Source organism: Collinsella sp. CLA-ER-H10 (genome assembly GCF_040092475.1).
Classification (GTDB): Bacteria; Actinomycetota; Coriobacteriia; order Coriobacteriales; family Coriobacteriaceae; genus Collinsella.
In genome coordinates this window covers 95,757-122,663 of the sequence record NZ_JBBNLM010000003.1, presented here as the reverse complement: position 1 = coordinate 122,663, position 26,907 = coordinate 95,757, and the positions used below count along the sequence as shown (strand labels likewise).

The 26,907-nt window shown below is 60.9% G+C and carries 24 protein-coding genes, 2 tRNA genes and 1 riboswitch; of the genes, 24 read left to right on the top strand and 2 right to left on the bottom strand.

The genetic code is table 11. From position 1 onward, the window contains the following. Window positions 1-59 precede the first annotated feature (59 nt). The gene (locus AAAX36_RS02845; RefSeq protein WP_349073915.1) at window positions 60-1,523 is read right to left on the bottom strand and encodes a M20 family metallopeptidase; all 1,464 of its coding nucleotides are present in this window, start codon (window positions 1,521-1,523) and stop codon (window positions 60-62) included. Window positions 1,524-1,684: 161 nt separating this feature from the next. On the opposite strand from AAAX36_RS02845, the gene AAAX36_RS02840 reads away from it, so the two are divergent. From AAAX36_RS02840 to AAAX36_RS02785, 12 genes are all read left to right on the top strand, one after another. Then, window positions 1,685-3,328, top strand: a complete 1,644-nt coding sequence (locus AAAX36_RS02840; RefSeq protein WP_349073914.1) for an amidohydrolase — start codon at window positions 1,685-1,687, stop codon at window positions 3,326-3,328. A 494-nt stretch (window positions 3,329-3,822) separates the two neighbouring features. Beyond that, a complete protein-coding gene (groES, locus tag AAAX36_RS02835) occupies window positions 3,823-4,116 on the top strand; it encodes a co-chaperone GroES (protein ID WP_022094351.1) in 294 nt (97 codons plus the stop codon). Between the two features lie 96 nt (window positions 4,117-4,212). After that, on the top strand, window positions 4,213-5,850 hold the full coding sequence (gene groL / locus AAAX36_RS02830) for a chaperonin GroEL (RefSeq protein ID WP_006234938.1): 1,638 nt from the start codon (window positions 4,213-4,215) through the stop codon (window positions 5,848-5,850). A gap of 370 nt (window positions 5,851-6,220) precedes the next feature. Continuing rightward, a riboswitch (FMN riboswitch) is annotated at window positions 6,221-6,413 on the top strand. A gap of 5 nt (window positions 6,414-6,418) precedes the next feature. Beyond that, window positions 6,419-7,009 carry an ECF transporter S component gene (locus AAAX36_RS02825; RefSeq protein ID WP_055252299.1) on the top strand — a complete coding sequence of 197 codons (591 nt, stop codon included), beginning with the start codon at window positions 6,419-6,421 and terminating at the stop codon, window positions 7,007-7,009. Beyond that, window positions 7,006-8,910: an energy-coupling factor transporter ATPase gene (locus AAAX36_RS02820; protein ID WP_349073913.1), complete on the top strand. Its 1,905-nt coding sequence runs from the start codon at window positions 7,006-7,008 to the stop codon at window positions 8,908-8,910. Before AAAX36_RS02825 ends, AAAX36_RS02820 begins: the two co-directional genes overlap by 4 nt. Then, entirely contained in the window at window positions 8,910-9,710 is an 801-nt protein-coding gene (locus tag AAAX36_RS02815; protein WP_349073911.1) for an energy-coupling factor transporter transmembrane component T, read from the top strand. Before AAAX36_RS02820 ends, AAAX36_RS02815 begins: the two co-directional genes overlap by 1 nt. A 30-nt stretch (window positions 9,711-9,740) precedes the next feature. Continuing rightward, window positions 9,741-10,187, top strand: a complete 447-nt coding sequence (locus tag AAAX36_RS02810; protein WP_117648255.1) for a pyridoxamine 5'-phosphate oxidase family protein — start codon at window positions 9,741-9,743, stop codon at window positions 10,185-10,187. Window positions 10,188-10,238: 51 nt separating this feature from the next. Then, on the top strand, window positions 10,239-10,649 hold the full coding sequence (locus AAAX36_RS02805) for a pyridoxamine 5'-phosphate oxidase family protein (RefSeq protein WP_117745769.1): 411 nt from the start codon (window positions 10,239-10,241) through the stop codon (window positions 10,647-10,649). 257 nt (window positions 10,650-10,906) lie between these two features. Next, window positions 10,907-11,977: an N-acetyl-gamma-glutamyl-phosphate reductase gene (argC, locus tag AAAX36_RS02800; RefSeq protein ID WP_349073910.1), complete on the top strand. Its 1,071-nt coding sequence runs from the start codon at window positions 10,907-10,909 to the stop codon at window positions 11,975-11,977. A gap of 134 nt (window positions 11,978-12,111) precedes the next feature. Continuing rightward, window positions 12,112-13,380 (top strand): bifunctional glutamate N-acetyltransferase/amino-acid acetyltransferase ArgJ, encoded by a 1,269-nt coding sequence (gene argJ, locus AAAX36_RS02795; protein ID WP_346976715.1) that lies wholly within the window; start codon window positions 12,112-12,114, stop codon window positions 13,378-13,380. 81 nt (window positions 13,381-13,461) lie between these two features. Then, window positions 13,462-14,442 carry an acetylglutamate kinase gene (argB, locus tag AAAX36_RS02790; protein WP_117583122.1) on the top strand — a complete coding sequence of 327 codons (981 nt, stop codon included), beginning with the start codon at window positions 13,462-13,464 and terminating at the stop codon, window positions 14,440-14,442. Between the two features lie 69 nt (window positions 14,443-14,511). Continuing rightward, complete coding sequence (locus tag AAAX36_RS02785; protein WP_346976716.1) at window positions 14,512-15,795, top strand: aminotransferase class III-fold pyridoxal phosphate-dependent enzyme; 1,284 nt, start codon at window positions 14,512-14,514, stop codon at window positions 15,793-15,795. Window positions 15,796-16,594: 799 nt separating this feature from the next. Here the strand turns inward: AAAX36_RS02785 and AAAX36_RS02780 are convergent. After that, window positions 16,595-16,670, bottom strand: a tRNA-Val gene (locus AAAX36_RS02780). A 187-nt stretch (window positions 16,671-16,857) separates the two neighbouring features. Between AAAX36_RS02780 and asnB the strand changes: the two genes are divergently transcribed. The 12 genes from asnB to greA all read left to right on the top strand — a co-directional run bounded on the left by asnB (window position 16,858) and on the right by greA (window position 26,851). Beyond that, window positions 16,858-18,738, top strand: coding sequence for an asparagine synthase (glutamine-hydrolyzing) (gene asnB / locus AAAX36_RS02775; protein ID WP_349073909.1), 1,881 nt, complete (start codon window positions 16,858-16,860; stop codon window positions 18,736-18,738). A 112-nt stretch (window positions 18,739-18,850) separates the two neighbouring features. Further along, on the top strand, window positions 18,851-20,413 hold the full coding sequence (locus tag AAAX36_RS02770; RefSeq protein WP_349073908.1) for a UDP-N-acetylmuramoyl-L-alanyl-D-glutamate--2,6-diaminopimelate ligase: 1,563 nt from the start codon (window positions 18,851-18,853) through the stop codon (window positions 20,411-20,413). Between the two features lie 107 nt (window positions 20,414-20,520). Next, window positions 20,521-21,432, top strand: coding sequence for an HAD family hydrolase (locus tag AAAX36_RS02765; protein WP_138113161.1), 912 nt, complete (start codon window positions 20,521-20,523; stop codon window positions 21,430-21,432). A 51-nt stretch (window positions 21,433-21,483) separates the two neighbouring features. Further along, entirely contained in the window at window positions 21,484-22,368 is an 885-nt protein-coding gene (gene murI / locus AAAX36_RS02760) for a glutamate racemase (RefSeq protein WP_349073907.1), read from the top strand. A gap of 54 nt (window positions 22,369-22,422) precedes the next feature. Then, window positions 22,423-23,148: a ribonuclease PH gene (gene rph / locus AAAX36_RS02755; RefSeq protein ID WP_349073906.1), complete on the top strand. Its 726-nt coding sequence runs from the start codon at window positions 22,423-22,425 to the stop codon at window positions 23,146-23,148. Between the two features lie 141 nt (window positions 23,149-23,289). After that, window positions 23,290-23,931: an RdgB/HAM1 family non-canonical purine NTP pyrophosphatase gene (gene rdgB, locus AAAX36_RS02750; RefSeq protein ID WP_022094898.1), complete on the top strand. Its 642-nt coding sequence runs from the start codon at window positions 23,290-23,292 to the stop codon at window positions 23,929-23,931. 3 nt (window positions 23,932-23,934) lie between these two features. Continuing rightward, entirely contained in the window at window positions 23,935-24,381 is a 447-nt protein-coding gene (gene dtd, locus AAAX36_RS02745) for a D-aminoacyl-tRNA deacylase (RefSeq protein ID WP_055286755.1), read from the top strand. Between the two features lie 183 nt (window positions 24,382-24,564). Then, complete coding sequence (locus AAAX36_RS02740) at window positions 24,565-24,861, top strand: Veg family protein (protein ID WP_006234957.1); 297 nt, start codon at window positions 24,565-24,567, stop codon at window positions 24,859-24,861. Window positions 24,862-24,863: 2 nt separating this feature from the next. Beyond that, window positions 24,864-25,760 (top strand): 4-(cytidine 5'-diphospho)-2-C-methyl-D-erythritol kinase, encoded by an 897-nt coding sequence (gene ispE / locus AAAX36_RS02735; protein ID WP_349073904.1) that lies wholly within the window; start codon window positions 24,864-24,866, stop codon window positions 25,758-25,760. 49 nt (window positions 25,761-25,809) lie between these two features. Beyond that, window positions 25,810-25,886: transfer RNA gene (locus tag AAAX36_RS02730), tRNA-Pro, on the top strand. A 112-nt stretch (window positions 25,887-25,998) separates the two neighbouring features. Further along, window positions 25,999-26,274: a twin-arginine translocase TatA/TatE family subunit gene (tatA, locus tag AAAX36_RS02725; RefSeq protein WP_022094895.1), complete on the top strand. Its 276-nt coding sequence runs from the start codon at window positions 25,999-26,001 to the stop codon at window positions 26,272-26,274. 106 nt (window positions 26,275-26,380) lie between these two features. Further along, a complete protein-coding gene (greA, locus tag AAAX36_RS02720) occupies window positions 26,381-26,851 on the top strand; it encodes a transcription elongation factor GreA (RefSeq protein ID WP_006234960.1) in 471 nt (156 codons plus the stop codon). Window positions 26,852-26,907 lie beyond the last annotated feature (56 nt).

Here is a 26,907-nt window from a genome sequence, read left to right as displayed (position 1 = left end):
TTGAGATAACGTCCGCCCCCGCTTTGCTTTAGCCAGGCTGTTATGGATGGGCGTGACGGCTACTCGTCGCGCTTTTCCTCGTGGCGAGCGGCAGCCCGCGCATCGTGGATGCCCTTGATTGCAGCATGGCGGGCGGTGCGAGCATCGTGCATGGCGTCGCGCGCCTCAGCGGCCGTGGCCTTGGCAGAGCGCAGCTTGGCGGCCAAGTCGGGGTTGGTCTCGGCAACCGCGGCGATCGTGGGGCCGTCGAGCTCCTCTTGCGTGGGCTCGGCCAAAAAGTCGATAGCATACTGGGCGGCCACCATGGAGCCCTTTGCCAGCACGGTCTCGTCAATCTTGTAGAAGCAAGAATGTTGGGCGTACGTGGCGCCAATCTGGGGGTTGCGCGTGCCAACAAAGGCGAGCACGCCCGGCACGCGGCGCAGGTACTCCGAGAAGTCCTCGCCCGAAAGCGTGCCGCGATAATGGCCTTCGCCCGCGGGGCCCAAGCACTTGACCACGGCCTGACGACAACGCTCGCTCGAGGCGACGTCGTTTTCGACCTTGTAGTTGGCGATGGTGTAGTCGGTAAGTTCGGCCTCTGCGCCCAGGGCTGCCGCGGTGTGCTCCACGATGCGGCGCATAAGCTCGGGCATTTCCTCGTGCGTCTTGTCGCCATAGGTGCGCACCGTGCCGGCGAGGTAGGCCGTGCCGGCGATAACGTTGCGCGCGGTGCCGCCGTGCAGCTCGCCGACGGTGATGACAGCCGGCTCGTAGGGGCTGATCTCGCGCGAGACGATGGTCTGCAGGGCGTTGACGATCTCGGCAGCCACCATAACGGCGTCGTGGCCGCGCTGGGGCATGGCGCCATGGCACGAGGTGCCGCGGACATCGATGCGGAACCAGTCGGTGTTTGCCATGCGCGGGCCGGGCTCACAGCTCACGGTGCCGGCGTCGACTTCGCTCCAGATATGCGCGGCGTAGGCACCATCGACGCCGTCGAGCACGCCCGTGCCGATCATGAGCTTGGCGCCCTGGCCGTTTTCCTCGCTGGGCTGGAAGACGATGCGGACCTCGCCGTGGATGTCGTCGGTCATATGGCGCAGGATCTGCAGCGTGCCGAGCATCATGGCGATGTGGCAGTCGTGGCCGCAGGCGTGCATGCAGCCCTCGTTGACGCTGGCAAACTCCTCGCCGGTCTGCTCGGTAACGGGCAGGGCGTCGATGTCGGCGCGCAGTAGGATACGGCGGCGCGGCGTGCCGTCCTCGCGATAGGCGTCGGGCGCGGTGCCGCGAAGGGTCGCCACCAGGCCCGTCTTGAGGGGACGCTCGTAGGGGATATTCATGGCGTCGAGCTGGTTGGCGATGTCGGAGGTCGTGCGCTCCTCGGCAAGGCTCAACTCCGGGTGCTTATGGAAGTGGCGGCGCTGCTTGATGATGTAGGGCTCAAACTCGGCGGCGATATCTCGGATGGCCGCGGTGACATCGTCTGCCGCGCGAGCCTCGGTCGCCGCCATAATCTGCTGTGCCTTGGTCTTCGTCATGGTCGATTTGCTCCTTGCTGGGTTGATCGCAAAATCGTACAGGCTCTCTCCAGTATGCCACCTGCCGCTAGGGCTGGTAAAGTTGCCGTTTGCCGCTTGGGGTTTTGTTACAAGGGCGGGGGAGTACACTCGGGGGTGTTGATTTCCTGCCAGAGATGGGGATGCCCATGCAACATATCGATCGGATTATCCGCTCCAAGAACGTCTTTACCGCGCAAGACGGCATCGATGCCGCCCGCGAGCTGGCGATTGCCATCGCAGGCGACCGTATCGTCGCAGTCGGTGCGCCCGATGACGTGATTGCCGCCGCGCCTGCCGCCACGCCGGTTATCGACTACGGTGAGCAGTTTGTCTGCCCCGGTTTCCATGACGCTCATCTGCACTTCTTCCATACCTCGGTCGGTTCCTCGCCGTACATGCTCATGGATATGGGCACGTCCGAGGCGGCGCTGGTGCAACATGCGCTCGAGTTTTCCCAGGACCTGCCCGACGACGCTTGGGTTGTGACGCAGGGCTGGCGCGACTACCGTTGGGACCCGCCCGAGCATCCTACCAAGGCGTCGCTCGATGTGGCATTCCCCGATCGTCCCTGTGTTATGTATTCGGGCGACGGGCACACGCTGTGGCTCAACAGCCGCGCACTCGATGCACTCGGCGTCACGCGCGACAGCGAGCCACCGGCGGGCGGCAGCTACGACAAGGACGCAAACGGCGAGCTCACGGGTATTGCTCACGAGGCGGCTGCCATGCAGCTGCTACCGCGCTGCCTTGAGTGGCTGGGCGAAGGTCGCATCGCAAGCGCTTACGCCGATCAAATGAGGCGCATGGCCGAGCAGGGTATTACTTCGATCTGCGATATGTCGCTCATGCCCATGCCGGGCTGCGATTTTATCCGCGACGACGTCTACGACAAACTGCAGGCAGCCGGCAAGCTGGGCATCCGAGCCCATCTGTTTCCCACGCTGCTGGATGACCAGTCGCGTCTGGAAGAGCTGCAGGTACGTTACGCGAACAACGCGCTGCTTTCGGCGCCGGGTTTTAAGCAGTTCTTCGACGGCGTGTCGAGCGAACACACGGCATATCTCACTGAGCCCTATACCAATCCGCGCTTCCCGGGCGACCAGGGCCGTCTGACGGTCCCGGTTGAGCGCATGCGCAAACTGGTTCTGGCGGCCGCGGAGCGCGGTCACACCGTGCGCATCCACGTCATTGGTGACGGTGCGATTCATGCCGCGCTGGATATCTTCGAGGAGGCGGCCGATCTGTACGGCCTGCCCCAGCACGGCCATAACACGCTCGAGCACCTGGAGAACCTTCTGCCCGAGGACATCGACCGCCTGCGCAAGCTCAACGTGGTTGCTTCGAGCCAGCCCTGCCATATCACGCTCGACCCGGGTGGTCCGGAGCGCGATCTGGGCCTGGAGCGCAGCCGCATCATGTGGCCGTTCGCAACCTATAAGCAGCGCGGCATTCGCCAAGCCTTCGGTACCGACAGCCCTATCACGCCCGTTACCAGCATGAACGTGCTCTACACGGCTATTACGCGCCAGGACCCCAAAAGCCACTGGCCCGAGGGCGGCTGGTTGCCGAGCGAGCGCATCGATGCAGCAACGGCTCTGCGCAACTACACCCTGGGCAGCGCCTATGCAGCGGGCGACGAGCAAAACCTCGGCAGCTTGGAGCCCGGCAAGTACGCCGACCTGGTAGTCCTGGACCAAAACCCGCTCACCGTTGATCCCCAAGAACTTCAAGCCACCAAAGTCCAAGCCACCTACCTGGCAGGCAACTTGATTTACGAGCGCTAACCCCACATCCCACCCCTCAGTTGTGGTGAAATAGTCCCTAAAATCGGCCTTCAAGCCCAAAAACAGGAACTATTCCACCGCAACTTAAAAGAGCGCGTCCCAACAACGTGCCCCCTATCTTGTGCATTCCATCCGCATCGCCATTTTGCTGCACTGACTTTTCTGAATGCCGGGCCCTAGTTAGTCAACCTGGCTCCCAGGGCGGACCGGAGGGCATGAAGTTTGTCGCGAGTTCCGCACGCAAAGGAAAGCACTTAATGTGCTTTCCGTCTTGCGCAGGACTGTAGAGCAGCAAACTTCATGCCCTCCGGTCCGCCCCGGGAGCCACCGCTAAGTTATCCCCCGGCATTCAGAAAATCTAAGTGCCAAAAAATAAGATTTTTTGACTCCGTGTTGTATAACCCGCCATTCGTGGGTACCATTCAACGCGTACGCAAACAAAAAGGGTTAATTCGCGTGGTATAACCGCGCGGCCCAAAAAGGAGGAGACAAGCATGTCGTCTTTGAAGCCGCTTGCGGATCGTGTTCTGGTCAAGCCCGACGAGGCCGAGCAGAAGACCGCTTCTGGTCTGTATATCGCCAGCAACGCTCAGGAGAAGCCGCAGCGTGGCACCATCGTTGCCGTTGGCGCCGGCAAGGTCAACGACAAGGGTGAGCGCATCCCCATGGACGTCAAGGTCGGTGACGTTGTCATCTACGGTAAGTTCGGTGGCAACGAGGTCAAGGTCGACGGCGAGAAGTATCTGCTGATGCGCGCCGACGACATCTACGCCGTCGTCGAGGCCTAGTCTCGTCAGAATCTCTGATTCGTCTTTGAACGCGCCCGCCGCACAGGACTCGGAAGCGGCGACGCGAGTCACATTTCTTTTGGAGGATTACCTACCATGGCAAAGAACATTACGTTCAACACCGATGCCCGCGCTAAGCTTGCCAAGGGCGTCAACACTCTGGCCGACGCCGTTACCGTCACCATGGGCCCCAAGGGTCGCTACGTTGCGCTGCAGCGCACGTTCGGTGCCCCGACCATCACCAACGACGGCGTTTCCGTCGCCAAGGAGATCGAGCTCGAGGACAACATCGAGAACATGGGCGCTCAGCTGGTGAAGGAGGTCGCCACCAAGACCAACGACACCGTGGGTGACGGCACCACCACCGCAACCCTGCTCGCCCAGGCCATCGTCAACGACGGTTTGCGCAACGTCGCCGCTGGCGCCAACCCGCTGGCCATCCGTCGCGGCATCGACAAGGCCGTTAACGCCGCCGTCGCCGAGATGAAGAAGCAGGCCAAGCCGGTCGAGACCAAGGAGCAGATCGCTTCCGTCGGTACCATCTCCGCTGGTGACCCCGAGGTCGGCGAGAAGATCGCCGAGGCCATGGAGGTCGTGGGCAAGGACGGCGTCATCACCGTCGAGGATTCCCAGACGTTCGACATCACCATCGACACCGTCGAGGGCATGCAGTTCGACAAGGGCTATGTCTCCGCTTACTTCGTCACGGACAACGACCGCATGGAGGCCGTGATGAAGGATCCGTACATCCTCATCACCGACCAGAAGATCTCCAGCGTTCAGGACATCATGCCCGTTCTCGAGGCTGTCCAGCGCGCTGGCCGTGGCCTGCTCATCATCGCTGAGGACATCGACGGCGAGGCTCTGCCTACCCTGGTCCTCAACAAGATCCGTGGCGCCCTCAACGTCTGCGCCGTCAAGGCCCCGGGCTACGGCGATCGCCGCAAGCGCATCCTCGAGGACATCGCCGTCCTCACCGGTGGCCAGGCTGCCCTGGACGAGCTGGGCGTGAAGGTCGCTGACATCACCGCCGATATGCTCGGTACCGCTAAGTCCGTCACCATCTCCAAGGACAACACCGTCGTCGTCGGCGGCGCTGGCTCCAAGGAGGCCATCGACGCCCGTATCGCTCAGATCAAGGGCGAGATGGAGAACACCACCTCTGACTTCGACCGCGAGAAGCTCCAGGAGCGCCTGGCCAAGCTCTCCGGTGGCGTTGCCGTCATCAAGGTCGGCGCTGCTACCGAGTCCGAGCTCAAGGAGATCAAGCACCGCGTCGAGGATGCCCTGCAGGCTACCCGCGCTGCTGTCGAGGAGGGCATTGTCGCCGGTGGCGGCGTCGCCTTCATGGACGCTGCTCCTGCGCTCGACGCTGTCGAGATCGACGACCCCGAGGAGAAGATCGGCGTCGACATCGTCAAGAAGGCTCTGACCGCTCCGGTCGCTACCATCGCCAAGAACGCTGGCTTTGAGGGCGCCGTCGTGGTCGACAAGGTTGCCGAGCTGCCTGCCGGCCAGGGTCTCAACTCTGCCAACGGCGAGTGGGGCGACATGATCGAGATGGGCGTCCTCGACCCCGTCAAGGTCAGCCGCGTCACCCTTCAGAACGCTGCTTCTGTCGCCAGCCTGATCCTCATCACCGAGGCTACCGTCTCCGATGTGCCCAAGAACACTCAGCTTGAGGACGCTATCGCTGCTGCTACCGCTGGTCAGCAGGGCGGCGGTATGTACTAAGGCCGACAAGGTCTAGAACTCCCACCGGGAATCCGGGGGCGTGACGGGGCTTCTCTCCGGAACGTCCTCGGACATGCAAAGAGGCTCCGCATCGCGCTTCGCGCTGCGGAGCCTCTTTGCGTCCTGCGGAATATTCCGGAGAGAAGTCCCCGTCCCGCCCCCGGATTCCCTGCGTTTACGGCCTTGAGGTCGGCGTGGGCGGAGATCGTGGCTGATGGGGATACGTGTCCCGGTCGCTGTTTCGCGGCTTTGCCGCGAAAGGCGCGTTACTTTGGGATGGGTGGGGAACGTGGTTGTTGCGGCAACTGATCTCCGCCACAAATTACCCTTGGCATACTTGCGCGAAAACCTGCTCGTGCTACACTTGCAATTGCTGTTTCAGGGCGGGGTGGAATTCCCCACTGGCGGTAAATCGGGCGGTGCCAAAGGGGTACCGTGGCGCAGGTGAGATGCCTGCGACCGAGCCGATGAGTCCGCGACCCGTGTGTGCGTTGGTTCGCATGCCGGCTGAACTGGTGAGATCCCAGTACCAACGGTTAGAGTCCGGATGAAAGAGGCAGGTGATCTTATGTCTGAACAGTCGCAGCATATCCATTTTGAGAACACGAATAGGTGGAGCACCAAACAGCTCGTTACCATGGCGTTGATGTGCGCCTTGGGCGCCCTGTTTATGTACGTGCAGCTGCCTATCCTTCCTTCGGCGCCGTTTTTGACGTATGACCCGTCGCTGGTACCGGCGATGGTGTGCGGGTTTGCGTATGGTCCTGGCGCCGGCACTGCTGTTGCCGCTATGGCTATCGTTATCCATGCGCTCACCACGGGTGACTGGGTCGGCGCGCTTATGAACCTGGTTGCCACGCTGGGCTACATTCTGCCTGCGGCTATCGTCTATCAGAAGATGCATACCTATAAGGGTGCCGTGATTGGCCTGGTGCTCGGCGTTATTGCCGCTACGGCGTTGTCTATGGTCGCAAACCTTACCATTGGCGTATGGTTCTGGTATGGCTCGGTCGATGTGATCGCCCCGCTCATGATTCCTGCCGTGCTGCCGTTCAACCTTATCAAGACCGTGCTTAACTCGGTGTTGACACTGGCGGTGTATAAAGCGGTCTCCAACCTCATCACGCCTAAAAAGGACCAGGTCAAAGGCCGCGCATGATTGAGTGTCGGGGCGTTTCCTTTAGCTATGACGGTGCCGTACCGGCGCTCGACGGCGTCGATCTGAATATCGAGGACGGCGAGTTTTTCTGCATCCTCGGTGGCAATGGGTCGGGCAAGTCGACGTTTGCCAAGCATCTGAATGCGCTGTTGCAGCCCGATGCGGGCACGGTACGCATCAACGGCATGGATGCGTCCGACCCCGAGCTGGTCTACGACATTCGTTCGACCGCGGGCATGGTATTCCAGAATCCCGACGACCAGCTGGTGGCAACGCTTGTCGAAGATGACGTTGCGTTTGGTCCCGAAAACCTTGGCGTGCCATCGGCGCAAATTGCGCAGCTCGTACGCGAGGCGCTGAAGGGTGTGGGCCTGGTGGGCTTTGAGCGCCACGAGACCCATGCGCTTTCGGGCGGCCAAAAGCAGCGCGTGGCGCTTGCCGGCGTGCTCGCCATGGAACCGCGCGTGCTCATATTGGACGAGGCTTCCTCGATGCTCGATCCGCGTGGACGCAAGGGCCTCATGAAGGCTTGCCGCGCGTTGCACGCTCGCGGCATGACCATCGTGATGATTACGCACTTTATGGAGGAGGCTGCCGAGGCCGATCGTGTCGCCGTGTTTCAGACGGGACGAGTTGCCATGCTGGGCACGCCCGATGAGATTCTGACGCGGGCGAATGAACTCGTTCAGCTCAACCTTGACATGCCAGAGTCGTGCCGTTTGGGCATGGCACTTCGTGCGGAGGGCGTGCCCGTTTGCGCGCAGGTACGTGAGGCGGATATGGTCGCCGAGATTGCGCAGGCTTATGCCGAGCGAAGTGGGGCAGGCATCGCGGGGCAGTCTTCCGTATCCCAGTCGGAAATCGCTGACGGCACTGTTCCGGTAGACAACGAGGGCAACGCGTCGGAGCCCGTCATCGAGCTATCCCATGTTTCGTACAGTTATTCGCTCAGTCCGCGCGAGCGCCGCCGCTGGCATAAGCGCTCGGCCACTGCGGGCAAATCGAGCAAACAGGCTCTCTGGGGAAACGACCCAAGCAGCCCGTGGGCGCTGCGCGATGTATCGCTGACGGTGCGTCGCGGCGAGTTCCTGGGCTTGGCAGGTCATACCGGTTCGGGTAAGTCGACGCTGGTCCAGCATCTCAACGGTTTGATTCGCCCCCAGGAGGGATCCGTTCGCGCGCTGGGGCTCGATCTGTCAAACAAGAAAGACGCCGCCGCGGTTAAGGCCAAGGTCGGCGTGGTGTTTCAATATCCTGAGCGTCAGCTGTTTGCCGAAACCGTGGCGCAGGACGTGGCGTTTGGTCCACATAACCTTGGCTTGCCGCAAGATGAAGTCGACCGTCGTGTCGAGTCATCGCTCTCACGCGTGGGCCTCGACCTTTCCACGGTCGGCGACAAGAGTCCCTTTGAGCTTTCGGGCGGTCAGCAACGGCGTGTGGCATTCGCCGGCGTGCTCGCCATGGAGCCCGAAGTCCTGGTGCTCGATGAGCCCATGGCGGGGCTCGATCCGGCTGCGCGCAGGGATTTCCTTGAGCTTATCGATCGACTTCACCGCGATGGCCTGACCGTTGTCATGGTTTCGCATAGTATGGATGACCTGGCCAATTGCTGCGACCGTATTGTCGTGATGAACGAGGGCGCGGTGTTTGCCGAGGGCACGCCCGCTCAGGTTTTTGCGCATGCCGATGAGCTTAAATCAATCGGCTTGGGCGTTCCCGCCGCCCAGCGTATGGCGCTGGCGCTTACGGAGGCGGGCGTGCCGCTGCGCTTTGACGGCCTCTATACGGTTGAGTCGCTGACAGACGAGTTGGTGGACCTGCTAATCGGTTGCTCGGGCGGTCCTTCTAACGTCGCGGACATTGCTAAATTCAAGACGGTCGCGCGAGAGAAGGGCTGCTAATGGAGGCGTTTTCGTTTGGCAGCTACTATCCCGGCGATAGTGCGATCCACCGCCTGGACCCGCGAACTAAGTTGCTCTTGGGCTTTGTGTTTCTGATCACGACGCTGACCGTCGGCGGCTTCCGCGGACTGGCCCCTGTCGCAATGTTTGTCGTGCTGATCTATGCCGTGTCTCGGGTGCCGGTTCGTCGCGTTCTGTCGTCGATGGCGCCGCTGCTGGCAATCGTCGTCGTGGTCGCGGTGCTCAACTTGTTTACCGACCAGAGCGGGCGCATTCTGTGGCAGCTCGGCTTTTTGCAGATAAGCGAGGGCTCGCTGCATTCCGCCGCCTTTATGGCGTGCCGCCTGACCTTGATGATGGCCGGTATGAGCGCTATCACGCTCACCACGCCGACGCTCGACCTCACTGCGGGCTTTGAGCGTCTGCTCGCACCGTTTGCGCGCGTGGGGCTTCCGGCGCATGAGCTCGGCATGATCATGGGTATCGCGTTGCGCTTTATGCCGCAGTTCGCTACCGAGATGAAGCAGACGGCCGATGCGCAGGCGAGCCGCGGTGCGCGCGTGACGGGAGGCCCGCTCGGCGGCGTGCGTATGCTCGGCAGTGTGGCCATTCCGCTGTTCACGGGCGTGTTCCGTCATGCCGAGACGCTTTCGGCCGCCATGGATGCGCGTTGCTATCACGGCGAACAGGGACGCACGCGTCTGCATGCACTTACGTTTGGCCGCGGCGATGCGTTGGCGGCGGTGGTGACGGCGTTGCTGCTCATCTGCGTCATCGTCATCAACCTTCAACTTGTTTAGGCGCGATTCGAGCGCAAGAAAGGGGTCCCTATGACCGACAACGACCGCACGGCTCAGCTTGAGCGCGCCTGTTCGTATCTCAGGCGCATTCCGGCGTGGTATCTGGCCACGACCGATGTAGCCGACGGGCATCAGCCTCGCGTGAGGCCGTTTTCGTTTGCCATGGTCGATGACGGTAAACTGTGGTTTTGTACGTCGCGCGACAAAGATGTGTGGGCGGAGCTGAGCGCGAATCCCAAGTTTGAGCTCTCGGGCTGGAAGCCGGGGGAATGTTGGATCGTATTGACCGGCGAAGCCGCACTTGAGGACGACGCAGTTGCGAGCGACAAGGTGCGTCAAGCGGGTTTTAAGCACATGGTGGGCATTGGCGAGGAACACGAGAGTGCCAACGACGGCCGCCTTGCTTTCTTTTCGGTCCGCAACATTGCCGCGCGCTTCTGTGATATCGACGGCAGCGAGGAGCGCCTGGAGCTCTAGCGTGTCTCAAATTAACTACCCGTTCTGAATTAGCTAGTGCCAGGAGGACACATGGACGGATTGAATACGGTTTTGGAGTATCTGACGTCAGTGCCGGCATGGTATTTGGCGACGAGCGTTGACGGACAGCCGCATGTGCGTCCGTTTTCGTTTGCGCAGATCCAGGACGGCAAGCTGTGGTTTGTAACGGCGCGCACCAAAGATGTGTGGCAGGAGCTGCTGCAAAACCAGCGCTTTGAGGCCACGAGTTGGTGGCCGGGCCATGGCTGGCTCATCTTGCGCGGGCGTGCCGGCTTGGATGACCGGGCTTTAGACGAAATGCGCGAAGCCGGGTGGAAGCATCTAGAGCACCTGGGCGAGCACTATGAGGGGCCTAACGACCCCACGCTCGTCTTCTTTAGCGTCGAGGATCCCGAGGCTTTTATCTGCAATCACGACGAATGGGTGCCGGTCGAGCTCTAGCCGGCTGGCTCATCCTAACAACTTGGTTTTCGCATGGGCGGGCCCCGTATTGCCCGGTGCCGTTAGGAGCGCCGGTCAATACGGGGCCCGCTCCATTTGTCAATTCCTTCAAGCGAATGTGTCGGGATTGTTTCAATGCATGAATATGCAAGCCATTTACGTGTTCATGCATCTTTTGGTGCTAAAGTTTCAACCCACTTCATAACAACCGCTGCGAAATGCGCATCGGTGCATAAATCGCAGACAAGGAGTCTGATATGTCTTTGAAGGTTGGAATCGTCGGCGCGGCTGGATATGCCGGCGCCGAACTCATTCGCCTCGTGCTTGGCCATCCCGAGTTTGAACTTGTCGCCATTACGTCCAACGCCGATGCCGGCCAGCCGCTGTCCGCGGTGTATCCGAGCTTTGCTGGCGTGAGCGATCTGGTTTTCACCACGCATGACGCCCCCGAGCTTAAATCCTGCGACGCCGTCTTCTTGGCCGTGCCGCACACGGCTGCCATGGCACAGGTGCCCGCACTGCTTGCATCTGGCGTCTCCTGCTTCGATCTTTCGGCCGATTACCGTCTGAGCGACGCGTCTGTCTTTGAGGCATGGTATGCCGCCGAGCACACGAGCCCCGAGTTGCTCAAGACCCGCGCTTTCGGCCTGCCCGAGCTGTTCTGCCAAGACTTGGAGATCGCCGCATCTGACCATGCCGACGGCAAACCCGTGTTGGTCGCCTGCGCTGGTTGCTATCCCACCGCAACGAGCCTTGCCGCCGCGCCCGCCGTGCGCGCCGGCTGGGTTGCCCAGAGCGGCCCCGTGATCGTTGATGCCATTAGCGGCGTGACGGGTGCCGGTAAGTCCTGTAACGCTCGCACCCATTTTTGTGGCGCAGACGAGAACCTGGAGGCCTATGGCGTAGGCAAGCATCGTCATACGCCCGAGATTGAGCAGATCCTTGGTCTGACCGATCGTGTCGTCTTCACCCCGCATCTGGCACCGCTCAAGCGCGGCCTGCTCTCCACGGTGACGCTGCCGCTCACGCCGCAGGCTATCGATACCTTGACCCTTGAGGACGTTGTCGACTATTACAAGCAGTTCTACGCTGGACGCACCTTCGTGCGCGTACTCGATGCCGGCCAGCAGCCCAAGACGGCTTCGGTCGTCGGCACCAACGCCGCCCAGATTGGCCTCGCGCTCAACAAGCGTGCGGGCGTGCTGGTGGCGACGGGCGCCATCGACAATCTGTGCAAGGGCGCTGCGGGCCAAGCAGTCCAGTGCGCCAATATCGTCTTTGGCTTTGACGAGCGACGAGGCTTGCCCACAGTGGCGTGCCCGGTGTAGCACATTCGATTGTTAACGATTTGGTAGTCGGGCATCGAGTGGGGCGCCACTCTTAAGCTGGTCTCATGATTACGACTGGCATGGCGCACCAACCGATGTCCGTTTTTTGTTTGACATAAGGAGTCATAAAGACGATGAATACCGAGCTGTTTGATATCAAGATTCGCGCCGTCGAGGGTGGCGTTACGGCTGCGGCTGGTTTTAAGGCTGCAGGCATCCACGCTGGGTTCCGCAAGAACCCCGAGCGTCTGGATTACGCGCTCGTCGTGCCCGATAAACCCTGTCCCGGTGCCGGCGTGTTTACCACCAATCGCTTTTGCGCGGCGCCCGTGCAGGTGAGCCGTGCCAACCTGGGCGGTGCCGACAAGGGCTACGGAATCATCGCCGGCGTTTCGGTCAACTCTGGCAATGCTAACGCCGCCACGGGTGAGACCGGCCTTGCATGCGCGCGCGAGACGTGCAGCATCGCATCGCAGGTCATCGGCTGTGAGCCCCAGCAGATTCTGGTTGCCTCCACGGGTGTGATTGGCCAGATTCTGCCGATCGACACGTTTGAGACCGCCATTCCTGCCGCCTACGAGGCGCTCTCCGCCCACGGTGGCGCCGATGCCGCTCGCGCCATCATGACGACCGACACGCACTCCAAGGAGTACGCCGTGTCCTACGTCAGCGAGGCGGCGGGTCATGCGGGTAATGTCTATACGGTAGGCGGCATGTGCAAGGGCTCGGGCATGATCATGCCCAACATGGCCACCATGATCGCAGTTATCACCACCGATGCCCCCGTCGAGCCTGCGGCACTTCATGCCCTGCTGCTCTCGACCGTCAAGCAGACCTTTAACAAGGTAACGGTCGATTCCGACACCTCGACCAACGACACCTGCATCATGCTTGCCTCCGGCGCCGCTGCCGCAGATGTCGAGCCTATCGTCGAGGGCTCCGATGCCTTTGACGAGTTGGCATTTGCTGTGCACGAGGTGTGCGAGAGCCTGGCGCGCAATATCGCCGCCGATGGTGAGGGCGCATCCAAGCTTGTTACGGTCAACGTTACCGGCGCCGTGAACGACGAGGAAGCCGATATCGCCGCCCGTGCCGTTGCCAACTCGCCGCTCGTTAAGACCTGCATCGCCGGCCACGACTGCAACTGGGGTCGCGTTGCTATGGCACTCGGCAAGTGCGGCGTGAAGTTTAATCAGGAAGACGTTTCCATCGACATGATGGGCATGCCTGTCTGTCGCGATGGTCTGACTGTTCCCTTTGACGAGGACGAGGCTCTACGACGTTTCGAGGCGCCAGAGATCGTGATCTCGGCCGACCTGGGCGCAGGCGACGCGGCAACGACCGTGTGGACCTGCGACCTCACGCATGAGTACATCTCCATCAACGGTGACTACCGTTCCTAGATTCCGGGCACGCTGCGCATCTTGCCGCGATTGCGGACAGCGGAGCACGGCGCGATAACGATATGAAAGACGAGGCAGATTATGAAATTCGCACGCGATTGTCGTTCGAGCGAATCCAACGAAGCAACCGCGCAGCTGCTGTTCGAAGCGCTGCCGTGGATTAAGAACCTGACCGGCAAGACGGTTGTTATCAAATATGGCGGAGCCGCCATGGTTGATGAGCAGCTGCGCCGCGACGTGATGAGCGACATCGTTTTGCTCAAGATCATCGGTATGCGCCCCGTCATCGTGCACGGCGGCGGCAAGGCTATCAACGAGGCGCTGAGCCATTACGATATTCCCGTCGAGTTTAAGAACGGCCAGCGCGTGACCACGCCGGCGACTATGGATATCGTGCGCGAGGTGTTGGGCGGCAAGGTCAACCAGGAGCTGGTTGCTGCCATCAACCACCACGGCAACCTGGCCGTGGGCGTGTCGGGCAGCGATGCCGGCACGCTCATCGCCGAGCCGCTCGACCCCGAGCTCGGTCGCGTGGGCAAAGTGACGCACGTCAACACCGACTATATCGAGCGCTTACTCGACAGCGAGTACATCCCCGTCATCGCAACCGTCGCGGCGGGGGAGGACGGCGGTTTCTTCAACATCAACGCCGATACCGCCGCCGGTGCCGTTGCTGCGGCGCTCCACGCGCATAAGGCGATCTTTTTGACCGATGTCGATGGCCTGTACAAGGACTTTAGCGACAAGGACTCGCTTATCTCCAACCTAACGCTCGACGAGGTTAACGAGATGCTCTACGGCGGCGAGGTCGATAAGGGCATGATTCCCAAACTGCGCGCGGCCGTCGATGCGCTTGCCGGCGGCGTATTTCGTGCTCACATCATCAACGGCACCACGCCGCATTCGCTGCTGCTGGAGCTGCTGACCGATGCCGGCGTCGGTACCGTGATCCATTCCACCGAGACGGCTTACGAGTTCGATACGCATCCGCATCCGCTTTCGACGTTTGCTGCGCGTCTGACCGAGAACCTCGACGAGGTCGAGAAGCTTCAGACGGTCTAGCTGACCCGCAGCCGCCCCATTCCTGCACCCATAGGTCTGCGCCGTCCGGCGCTCAACGAAAGGCATCCCATGTCACTTGCAGCTCAGCAATCGCTTGAATCCCATTACGTTATGCATACCTTTGGCCGCTCTCCGGTCGAGTTTGTCGAGGGTCACGGCATGAAGCTCACCGGCGACGATGACCGTGAGTACCTCGACTTTCTTGCCGGCATCGGCGTGTGCAGCCTAGGTCATGGCAACCTGGCTGTGCTCTCGGCGCTCGAGGCACAGACCAAAAAGCTCATGCATGTCTCCAACTATTTCTACATCGAGCAGCGCGGACAGGTCGCGGCGCTGCTGTCCAAGCTTGCTAACGACGACGTAGATGGTGCGCGCGTGCTTGCCGATGCCATTGTCGCCGGCGATGAGACCACGGCAGCTGCTCTTGGTGCCCCGGCTGCGGGCGAGCGGGTGTGGGAGACGTTCTTTGCCAACTCCGGCGCCGAGGCCAACGAGGGCTCGATGAAGCTCGCGCGCCTGTACGCCAAGCGTGCCGGTAATGGCGGCAACACCATCGTGTGCATGCGCGGTGGCTTCCACGGTCGTACGCTCGAGACCATTGCCGCCACCATGCAGGATTGGCTGCAGGACAGCTTCCGCCCGCTGCCGGGTGGCTTTGTGGCCTGCACGCCCAACGATGTCGATGAACTGCGTGCAATCTTTAAGCAGCTGGGGAGCGAGATTTGTGCCGTGATGCTCGAGCCGATCCAGGGTGAGAGTGGCGTGCACCCCATGACCGAGGAGTTTATGGCGGCAGCGCGCGACCTGGCACACGAAGTGGGCGCCGTGCTTATCGCCGACGAGGTCCAGTGCGGCATCTTCCGCTCCGGCAAGCCATTTGCATTCCAAACCTATGGCGTGGAGCCTGACATCATGAGCCTTGCCAAGGGCATTGCCGACGGCGTGCCCATGGGTGCCGTCGTGGCAAAGAAGGAGATTGCCGACGTGTTTAAGCCCGGCGATCATGGTTCGACCTTCGGCGGTAGCTGCTTGGCCATCGCGGCGTGTGCCGCGACGCTCTCCGCGCTTGTGCGCGGCGATTATGCCGAGCATGCCGCCAAGGTGGGCGCCTATATGGAGCAGGCGCTGGCTAAGCTTCCGCATGTGGTAGAGGTGCGTGGCCGTGGCCTGATGCTCGGCTGCGATCTTGACGATACTGCGGGTGATGCACACGACGTTGTGGCCCGTGCATTGGGGGCCGGTGCCGTAATCAACGCTACGGGTGCCCATACGCTGCGTTTCCTGCCGCCACTCGTCTGCGAGGAAGCCGACGTGGACAGCCTGATCGAGATCCTGTCGGATGTCTTGGGCTAACGCGGCGCAATAACTCAATTTGGACCGGGTTCCGGACTGTGGGCGTGTCCTATGCGGCATGATTCAGCGGTCTGGAGCCCGTTTTGCCTTAGATTTGCTAAGGCAGGGAGACCTGCTGGTCAAAAAACATCAAATATGAGTACTGTTACCGATTTGGTAGCAGCAATTTTGGACTAATAAGGCCAGATAGCAAGTCGAAATGACGATGAAAGCACGATTTTGATCTAACTGTTAGTCCTTATAATGGACATATGTTGCGTAACTTAAGCAAATACTGTCTATTTATATGTTGCAAACAAAGTAGCAGTACTCATTTTTGCCATTTTTTGACCACGGCCTTTGTGACAGACGTGCTGACGGGTTCGAATCCCTCTGCGATGGGCCTGAAAAAAGAAAGGCCTCCATCGCTGGAGGCCTAACAATTCAGTGGTGGGCGATGAGGGATGTCCGCGTGCGGCTGGCGCCGCCCGCTTTCGCTTCGGGTCTACGGCCCTCGCGTGCTGCGCTGGAAAACGCTTGCGCGTTTCCTCAGCTCCGCACCCTTGCGGGTTCGAATCCCCCTGCGATGGGCGCAAACAAAAACGGTCCCCTTTCGGGGACCGCTTCCAATTCGGTGGTGGGCGATGAGGGATGTCGCGTGCAGCTTCGCCGCCCGCTCTCGCTTCGGGCCTACGGCCCTCGCGTGCTGCGCTGGAAAACGCTTGCGCGTTTCCTCAGCTCCGCACCCTGTCGGGTTCGAATCCCTCTGCGATGGGCCCAGAAAAGAAAGGCTCCCATTGCTGGGAGCCTAACAATTCAGTGGTGGGCGATGAGGGATTCGAACCCCCAGCCTTGTGCGTGTAAAGCACCTGCGCTAACCGTTGCGCCAATCGCCCGTGCGGAGAGAGTATAGCAAAACAATCGCCCCATTCACCTCATATCCATTAAAGGTAACTGGCGCGTGTCGGCACGGAGCTGATTCAGTTGAGATTGCCTGAACATTCCGCCCCTCTTTACGCCCTCGGGTATACTCAAAAGCTACTGATTCGATTTGACGCCCAGCAACAGCAGAGGGGATAGTATATGTGCGGTTTTGTCGGTTTTGTCGGTGGGACGGATAACCAATCCGAGGTGCTCACCAAGATGATGGACCGCATCGTCCATCGCGGTCCCGACATGGGCGGCCAGTTTATCGACGGCCGCGTTGCCCTCGGCTTCCGTCGCCTGTCGATCCTCGACTTGACCGAGGCTGGCGCCCAACCCATGGCCAACGAGGACGGTAGCGTCGTCATTGTCTTCAACGGCGAGATCTACAACTTCCAAGAACTCCGTTCCGAGCTCGAGGCCAAGGGCTACAAGTTCCACTGCGGCGCCGACACCGAGAGCCTCCTACACGGCTACGAGGAGTGGGGCGAGGCCGTACTCGATCGCTTGCGCGGTATGTACGCCTTCGTCATCTGGGACAAAAAGAAGAACAAGCTTTTTGGCGCCCGCGACATCTTTGGCATCAAGCCGCTTTACTACTATCCCATGGCCGATGCGGGCGACGGCGCTCCGGGCGTGCTCTTTGGTTCCGAGATCAAGAGCTTCCTGGACTACCCGCACTTCCACAAGGCGGTCAACAAAAAGGCTCTGCGTCCGTACATGACGCTGCAGTATTCGGCGACTGAGGAGACCTTCTTCGAGGGTGTCTACAAGCTGCCGCCGGCGCACTACTTTACCGTCGATATCCCGACCGGCAAGATGAACATCGAGCGCTACTGGGATTGCGATTACTCTGCCGTCGAGAAGCCGTTCGAGGAGTATGTCGACGAGCTGGACGAGGTCGTGCACGAGAGCGTCGAGGCCCATCGCATCGCCGACGTCAAGGTCGCGTCGTTCCTCTCCGGTGGCGTCGACTCCAGCTACATCGCCGCTTGCCTCATGCCCGACAAGACCTTCTCGGTGGGCTTTGACTACAAGAACTTCAACGAGACCAACTACGCCAAGGAGCTTTCCGATAAGCTCGGCGTCGAGAACGTTCGCAAGATGATTACCGCCGACGAGTTCTTCGGTGCGCTCGAGGACATCCAGTATCACATGGATGAGCCGCAGTCCAATTTGTCTTCCGTGCCGCTGTGGTTCTTGGCCGAGATGGCCCGCAAGGACGTTACCGTCGTGCTTTCGGGCGAAGGCGCCGACGAACTCTTTGGTGGCTACGCCTACTACGAGGATACGGTCCCGGTCCGCAAGTACAAAAAGATGGTGCCGCTGCCTATCCGTCGCGCGCTCGGTAACCTGGCGCTGCATATGCCGTACTTCAAGGGACATAACTTCCTGGTCAAGGGTGCCGAGATCCCCGAGAAGTCGTTCCTGGGACAGGCTCTGGTATGGCCGGAGCGCGAGGTCGACGGCGTGCTCAAGCCCGAGTACAACACCGGCGACGGCGCCTTTGAGCTCGCTGCACCCATCTACGCACGCGTGAAGGGTCAGCCCGAACTGGTCAAGAAGCAGTACCTGGACATGAACATGTGGCTCCCGGGCGACATTCTGCTCAAGGCCGACAAGATGTGCATGGCGCACTCGCTGGAGCTGCGCGTGCCCTTCCTGGACCGCAAAGTCATGGAGTTCGCCGAGCACATTCCCGACCGCTACCGCATCAACGAGAACGGCAACAAACAAGTACTCCGCCACGCTGCCAACAAGTCGCTGCCCGATGAGTGGGCCACCCGTCCCAAGGTGGGCTTCCCGGTGCCGATTGTCTACTGGCTGCGCGAGCAAAAGTGGTACGACTATGTCAAGGAGTACTTCACCGCGCCGTGGGCAAGCGAGTTCTTCGATACCGACGAGCTCATGCACCTACTCGATCTGCACTTTGCGGGCAAGGGCGATTTCCAACGCAAGATCTATACGCCGCTCGTGTTCTTGGTGTGGTACAAGCGCTTCTTTATCGACGAGGACCAGCCCACTGTTCAGGCTGCCTAGCCTCGGCTTACGAACGCCTGCGCGTAACGGCTCCTCCGGGAGCCGTTTTTGCGTGGGTGCGTTTCAGTTACTATAAAAACCGTCCCTGCCAAATGGCTGAGAAAGGTGAAAGATGCACCATTCGGATTCCGCGACCGTGACCACGGTCGATACGCTTGCCAAGCTTCTCGATGTGTGCGGCGAGCTGCGCGCATCAGAGCAGGTTGACGAGCGTGCCGTGACCGGCTGCTCGTTTGATTCGCGCGCGGTCTCGGCAGGTGACGTGTTCTTTTGCAAAGGTGCTGCCTTTAAGCTCGCGTTTTTGCGCATGGCGCTCGATGCGGGCGCCGTCGCATTTGTGTGCGAGGAGTCGCTGGTCGAGTCTCTGGAGCCGCTGGCGCAGGAGAGCGGTGCTGCGATGCTGGTTGTTGATAGCGTTCGCACGGCCATGGCCCTGTTGCCGCCGGAGGTCTACGACCGTCCCGACCACGACGTCAAGATCGTGGGCATCACCGGCACTAAGGGAAAGACCACGGCCGCTTTTATGCTCCAGTCCATCATCAAGGCGGCGGGCGAGTCCTGCGGCATGATCGGCTCGGTGAGTACCGACGATGGTATCGAGTGCTATGAGAGCACCAATACTACGCCCGAGGCCCCCGAGGTCTGGCGCCATATCGCCAACTGCCGCACGTCCGGTCGCCAGTCCATGGTCATGGAGGTCTCGAGCCAGGCGCTCAAGTACCAACGCGTCGAGAATCTGCCGTTTGACGTGGCGTGCTTCCTCAACATCGGCCGCGACCACATCTCGCCGATCGAACACCCCACATTTGAGGATTATTTTGAGAGCAAACTCAGGATCTTTGACCAGGCAAAGACTGCCGTGGTGAATCTGGGCACCGAAGAGGTCGACCGTGTGCTGGAGGCAGCGTCGACGGCCGAGCGCTTGGTGACCGTTGGCGTCGAGCATCCCGAGGCGAGCCTGTGGGCGAGCGACGTACGCATGGTCGGCTTTAGCATCGAGTTCAACTTGCATGGCCTGTGTGCCGACGAGTCCGAGGCGGGGGAGAAGGTCCTGCTGGGCATCGCGGGCGACTTTAACGTGGAGAACGCGCTGGTCGCTATCGCCGCCGCGCGCGAGATCGGCATCGGTATCGAGGCTATCAAGAAGGGCCTCTCCAAACTGCGTGTGCCGGGCCGTATGGAGGTCGTGGAGTCGAAGGACGGCCGCGTGATCTGCGTCGTCGACTATGCGCACAACCAGCTTTCGTTCCGTTCGCTTTTCTCGTCGGTCAAGCGCGCGTTTCCCGCCAGCCCGGTCATCGCGGTGTTTGGCGCTGCCGGCGGCAAGGCGCAGGAGCGCCGCGAGCAGCTTCCGCGCGAGGCCGCACCGTATTCCGACCTGATGATCTTTGCCAATGAGGACCCGGCTCACGAGGACCCGATGAAGGTCTGTCGCGAGCTTGCCGAACATGTTCCCGACGATACGCCGAACAAGATCATCCTCGATCGCGAAGCTGCCGTGCATGCGGCGTTCAAGGCGGCGCGCGAGGAGTACGTCAACCCCGATGCTCCTACCATTGTCTTGCTGCTGGCAAAGGGTGACGAGGAGCTCATGCACGTGGGCGACGAGTTCGTGCCCATCGAGAGCGACCTTTCGTTGGCCAATCGCCTGATCGATGTTACCCAGTTTGACTAATGAACCATGATGGCGGCGGCGCCCTGAGTGCGCTGTCGCCATAAGCGTGTTCCCTCAATCAAAACATGCCGTCCAAGTCCAAATCCTTCTACGTAAACGGAGTAACCATGTCCCACAATACCCTGCCGACCGTTGCCGAGCTTTCGGGCGAGATGCGCGAGCGCTTGGCCAAGGTCAAGTACGTCTTTACCGACCTGGATGCCACGATGCTCGCGCCCGGCTCGTGCGTGCTGCGCGACAACGACGGCAACCCTTCGACCAAACTCGTCGAGGCCGTCGTGGCGCTCGCTCGCGCTGGTATCCAGGTGGTTCCCACCTCGGGCCGCAACCGTACCATGATCCACGAGGACGCGCGCGTGCTCGGCCTCAACTCCTACATCGGCGAGATGGGCGGTCTGGTCATGTACGACCTCAAAGCCAACGATTGGGAGTATCTGACCGGCGACATGCCTTACGACCCCGCCTGCGGCCTTACTCCGCACCAAGTGATCGAGCAGACCGGCGTGTGCGAGAAGATCCTTGCCCGCTGGCCGCACAAGATCGAGTACCACAACGACATGTCGACCGGCTACAAGTACCGTGAGGTCACCGTCGGCATGCGCGGCGATGTGCCCGACGATGAGGTCCAGGCCATCCTGGACGAGGCCGGCTGCGGTCTGGTCTGGGCTTGCAACGGCCATCTGACTCACCTGTCCAAGCCGACGACGCTCGAGCTTAATCGCGTCGAGGACGGTCGCGCCTTCAACATCAATCCGGCGGGTCTTAACAAAGGCGTTGCCATTGCGCGCTTCTGCGAGCACCTGGGGATCGAGCGCGAGGAGACGCTTGCGCTCGGCGACTCCGAGTCCGACTTCTACATGGCCGACCATGTTGGCATGTTCTGCCTGGTCGAGAACGGTCTGACGAGCGCCGGTGCCCCGGAGTTCTTGGACGCCTGCGACAATGCCTATATTACGCGCGGCAAGATTGTCGACGGTTGGGTGGCAACGGCCGAGCTGCTGGTCGCAGCCCGTTCGTAGCGCGACGCATCACGATTGGTCGCATTTTTCGAGAGAGAATCTGGTGAGGTAATGTCCGATATCGATAATATGGCCGGGGACACGCGTCCGATCGGCGTGTTCGACTCGGGCCTGGGCGGCTTGACGGTCGCGCGCGCGATCGCAACGGCACTTCCGCACGAGTCCGTCTACTACTTTGGCGACACCAAGCGCTGTCCCTACGGCACGCGTACCGAGGATGAGGTGCGCTCGTTTGCGTTGCAGGCGGGTCGTTGGCTTTCGAAGCACGACGTCAAGATTATGGTCATCGCTTGCAACACGGCGACCGCTGCGGCCTTGCGTCTGGCCCAGCAGGTGCTCGACGTTCCCGTCATCGGTGTGATCGCGCCGGGTGCCCGTGCGGCGATCAACAGCACCCGCTCGCGTCGCGTGGGCGTGCTCGCCACCAACCTCACCATTCGCTCGGGCGCCTACACGCGCGCCATTCAGGACCTGGATGCCGGCGTCGATGTATACGGCTGTCCTGCCTCGAGCTTTGTCGAGGTTGTCGAACACGAGCTCGCCTCGGGTGCACATCTGCAGGAACAGTGGCTTGAGAACGAGGACATCTTCGATACGCCTGCCGTGCGTGCGCTGGTGGGTGCCACGGTTGAGCCGCTGCGCGACCACGGTATCGATACCGTGGTGCTCGGCTGTACGCATTTCCCGCTGTTGGTGGGACCTATCCGCCATGCGCTGGGGCCTGGGGTGCGCGTCGTGAGTTCCGCCGAGGAGACCACACGCGAGCTGACCGATATCCTCACGCGCCGCGAGCAGCTGGCGGGCGATGCCGCCGAGCCACAGCATCGTTTTGCCACGACGGCCGATAACATTGCCGAGTTTGCGGTGGCGGGCAGCTTTATCTTTGGTCAGCCGCTCAAGAGCATCGAACATATCGATATCGATGAACTGAAATAGATGTAAGGCAGCCGCCAAAGCCTTCGCCACATCTTTTGCCGAAAGGATATTTCTATGGAGTATATGCAGGTCAACCGCGCCAACGGCCGCGCCGCCGATGAGCTGCGCCCCATCAAGCTTACTCGCGGCGTCATGAAGCACGCCCACGGCTCGTGTTTGGCCGAGTTCGGTGACACGCGCGTGCTGTGCGCCGCCACTATCGAGGAGGGCGTGCCGGGCTGGCGAAAGGGAGCTAAGGCCGGCTGGGTGACCGCGGAATACGCCATGCTGCCGGCGTCGACCGGCAAGCGCTGCAAGCGCGAGCACGCCAACCGCAAGGGTCGCTCCATGGAGATCGAGCGCCTCATTGGCCGCAGCCTGCGTACCGTCGTCAACATGAAGGCGCTCGGCGAGTACACCGTCACCGTCGACTGCGATGTAATTCAGGCCGATGGCGGCACGCGTACAGCGAGCATCACCGGCGCCTGGGTGGCACTGCACGACGCCCTCGCCATGTGGGTCGAGGCGGGCAAGATCGAGCGCATCCCGCTTATCGGTCAGGTGGCTGCCATCTCCATGGGCGTTGTCGACGGCAATACGCTGCTTGACCTCGATTATTCCGAGGACAGTCATGCCGAGGTCGACATGAACCTCGTCGCCACCGATACCGGTGAGATGATCGAGCTCCAGGGCACCGGCGAGCAGGCGCCCTTCGACCGCAAACGCCTCAACGCCCTGCTTGACCTGGGCGACAAGGGTGTCGCCGAGCTCATCGAGCTTCAGCGCCAAGCCATCGCCTAACCTGCCAAAAAGGGACAGGTTTATTTTGGTAGGTTTTATCTGCTGAAATGCTGCGTTGAAAGGTCCGATCGCCTGAGAGGGGAGGGGTCAAGTGCCCAAACGCCCCTCACGCGGCTTGCTATAGAGACAAGGAGGCCAGTCATGGCACTTGAGAAGATTGACATCGACACCCTCGACCCGGCGGCGACCATCGTCGTGGCAACGGGCAACGCCCATAAGCTCACCGAGATCGAGGCCATTTTGGGCAAGGTCATGCCCGAGGTGCGCTTTGTGGCGCTCGGCCAGCTGGGTGATTTTGAGGATCCCGAGGAAAACGGCACGACGTTTTTGGAGAACGCCATCATCAAGGCCCAAGCCGCGGTTGAGGAGACGGGCCTTATGGCCATTGCCGACGATTCGGGCTTGGTCGTCGACGCGCTGGACGGTGAGCCCGGTGTGTATAGCGCGCGCTATGCGGGCGTGCACGGAGACGATGCCGCCAACAACGCCAAGCTGCTCGTAAATCTGGAGGGCGTGGCCGACGAGGACCGCACTGCGCGCTTTATGAGCGTCGTCGCGCTCATCGACACGGACGGTTTGGTCACCTATGGTGAGGGCGCCTGCGAGGGCGTTATCGCACACGAGGGCCGCGGCGATCACGGCTTTGGCTACGACCCGCTGTTCCTGCCGGTCGACACGCCGGGCAAGACCATGGCCGAGCTGACGGCTGACGAGAAGAACGCCATCAGCCATCGTTTCCACGCGCTCGAGCATCTGTCCGCCAAGCTGACGGGCGAGGAGTAGGCCATGCGTGCGGTGGTGCAGCGCGTGCTCAACGCCGGCGTGACGGTCGATGGCGAATGCGTGGGTCGCATTGGGCGCGGCTACCTGGTGCTGCTGGGCGTGGGTCACGGCGACACACGTGCCGAGGCCGACAAGCTGTGGGGCAAGCTCCGCGGGCTACGTATCAACGAGGACGAGAACGGCAAGACCAACTTGGCGCTTGCCGATGTCGACGGCGAGGTGCTCGTGGTGTCGCAGTTCACGCTGTTCGCCGACTGCCGCCACGGTCGCCGCCCATCGTTTACGGATGCCGGCGCCCCCGATGTCGCCAACGAGCTCTACGAGTACTTCCTGACGCTCGTTCGTCAAGATGTCGAACACGTGGCGCACGGTATCTTTGGCGCCGATATGAAAGTCGACTTGGTCAACGACGGCCCATTCACCATCGTCTTGGACACCGACAACCTTTAGGTTACGCGGTTTTACCAAACCGCGTAACAACTGGTCATGCGAGGTTGTCGTCTGGTACGTATTTGGGACGGGGCTTATTTAGCTAGTTGCGTATGGCCACAACAGGGTGCTATAGTATTAGAGTTTTGTCTATCTTAGGGGTATTATCCCCTTTTTGAATTGCACCTTCTGGAGGCCCTGTTCATGGAAGAGATGGAAGTCAATCATGTCGACGACATCCACGAGAAGCTGACCGATATGGTGGGCGATCGCGTCAAGGTTAAGGCCAACATGGGCCGCACCCGCGTCGTCGAGCGCATGGGCACCATCAAGAGCGTCCACCCCGCCGTCTTTATCGTCGAGGTTGACGAGCGCCGCGGCCGCAAGTCGCGTCAGTCCTACCAGTACATCGATGTCCTCACCGGCCAGGTCGAGTTGTTCGACCCCGAGAGCGGCGAGCATATCTTTACCCCGCTCGGCAATCAGCTCGAGGAGCATTAACGGTGACCGATTGGTCCCTGACTCTTTCCGCGCCGGCAAAGATTAACCTCTACCTGGGGGTTCATACCGAGCGCGATGACCGCGGCTACCACAGGGTCGATTCCCTGATGGCAGCCGTCGGTCTTTCCGATACCGTGACGGTCGCGCCGGCGCAGGCGCTGACCGTCCAGACGGTTCCGGCATCAGATTTTCCCATGCAAAAGAATACGGCGTATCGGGCTGCGGTTGCTATGGCCGAGCATTATGGTCGCGAGGCAAACATCTGCGTGACGATTGAGAAGCGCATTCCATTGTGCGCCGGCTTGGGCGGCCCCTCGACGGATGCGGCCGCGGTCATTGTCGCCTTGGCAGAGCTCTGGGGCATTGATCGCACCGACCCCGCGCTCGATGACATTGCACGGGGCATTGGTGCCGACGTCCCGTTCTTTTTGCACGCGAGCCCTGCGTTTTACGTAGGTGGGGGAGACGTGCTGGCAACTGAGTACTCCGTGCTGCCCGCGACGCCCGTTGTGCTGGTTAAGCCGCGGGAGGCGAGCGTTTCGACAATTGAAGCCTATCGATGTTTTGACGAGGCCCCGGTGCCTGCGGACAAGCCTGGCGCGATAGCTTCTGCCTTGCGTGCTGGTGATGCCGAGACGGCATATGCGCTCATCCATAACAACCTGGGTGTCATTTCCGCACAGATGGAGCCGCAGATTCAAACGGTTCTCGATTGGCTGCGTAAACAGGACGGCACCATTGCTGTAGATGTGTGCGGATCGGGTGCCTGCTCGTTTGCCATTTGCGACACCGCTGCCACGGCCGAAAGGCTTGCCGATGCTGCCCAGCAAAGTGGCTGGTGGGCCTGCGCGACTGAGCTTATTCCCAACACGGTTCAAATTGACGCGCCAAAGAAATAAAAATTTCTCTAGCACGCGGCGAAAATCTTTGTTATTATAGTCGAGCTAACGGGTTGTGGCTCAGTTTGGTAGAGCACTGCGTTCGGGACGCAGGGGTCGCTGGTTCAAATCCAGTCAACCCGACCAGAGCATGAGGAGGGACCGCTTCTTGCGGTCCCTTTTTTTAGCTAGTGTTGTGATACCGCGATACCCGCGGTATACTCATTCGAGCTTGTCTCGCTGTATTGTGGAGGTCTACATGTTTGGACTGAGGGCTCCTGAGCTCATCATTATTCTCGTCGTTGTCCTGATTATCTTCGGGCCCAAGAACCTGCCGAAGCTCGGCAAGTCCCTCGGCTCTACCGTCAAGAATATCCGCGAGGGTATGGAGGGCGACGATAAGGCCGAGACCAAGCAGGCCGAGGAGGTCGTGGTCGAGCAGTCCGAGGAGGACAAGGAGATCGCTGAGCTCGAGGCCAAGCTCGCTGCTGCCAAGAAGAAGCAGGCAGAGGACAGCGACGCGGACGCAGAGTAGTCCCATCCCTTTGGGGTGAGCACCTGACCGGCTTGCCCGCAGGCTAGCCGGTCTTTTTCGTTTTGTTGACAGTTGATTGTTTGATCAGAGTTGGGGAGATATCCGTATGGACGCAAGCCAGATCGTACTGACCGCTGAGGGCCGCCAGAAGCTCGTCGAGGAGCTCGCCTGGCGTGAGGGCGATTACGCCAAGGAGATCGTCGAGGACATCAAGGAAGCCCGCGCGTTCGGCGACCTTTCGGAGAACTCCGAGTACGATGCCGCCAAGGACAAGCAGGCCCAGAATGCTGCTCGTATCGCCGAGATCCAGGCCATTCTTGCCAACGCTCAGGTTGCTGCCACCACGGGCGATCTGACCGTCTCCATCGGTTCCACCGTTTCGCTGATTGATCCCAACGGCGAGGTCATGGAAGTCACGCTCGTCGGTACCACCGAGACCAACTCGCTCGAGCACAAGATTTCCAACGAGTCTCCGGTCGGTCACGCCATCATCGGTCACGGCGAGGGTGATTCCGTCGAGGTCGTTACGCCTTCCGGCAAGACTCGCGTCTACACCATCGCCAAGATCGCACGCTAGACCACGGTCCCGCGTAAAGGTATGTTTTCGCTCCCTGGGACCGAATCCTGGGGAGC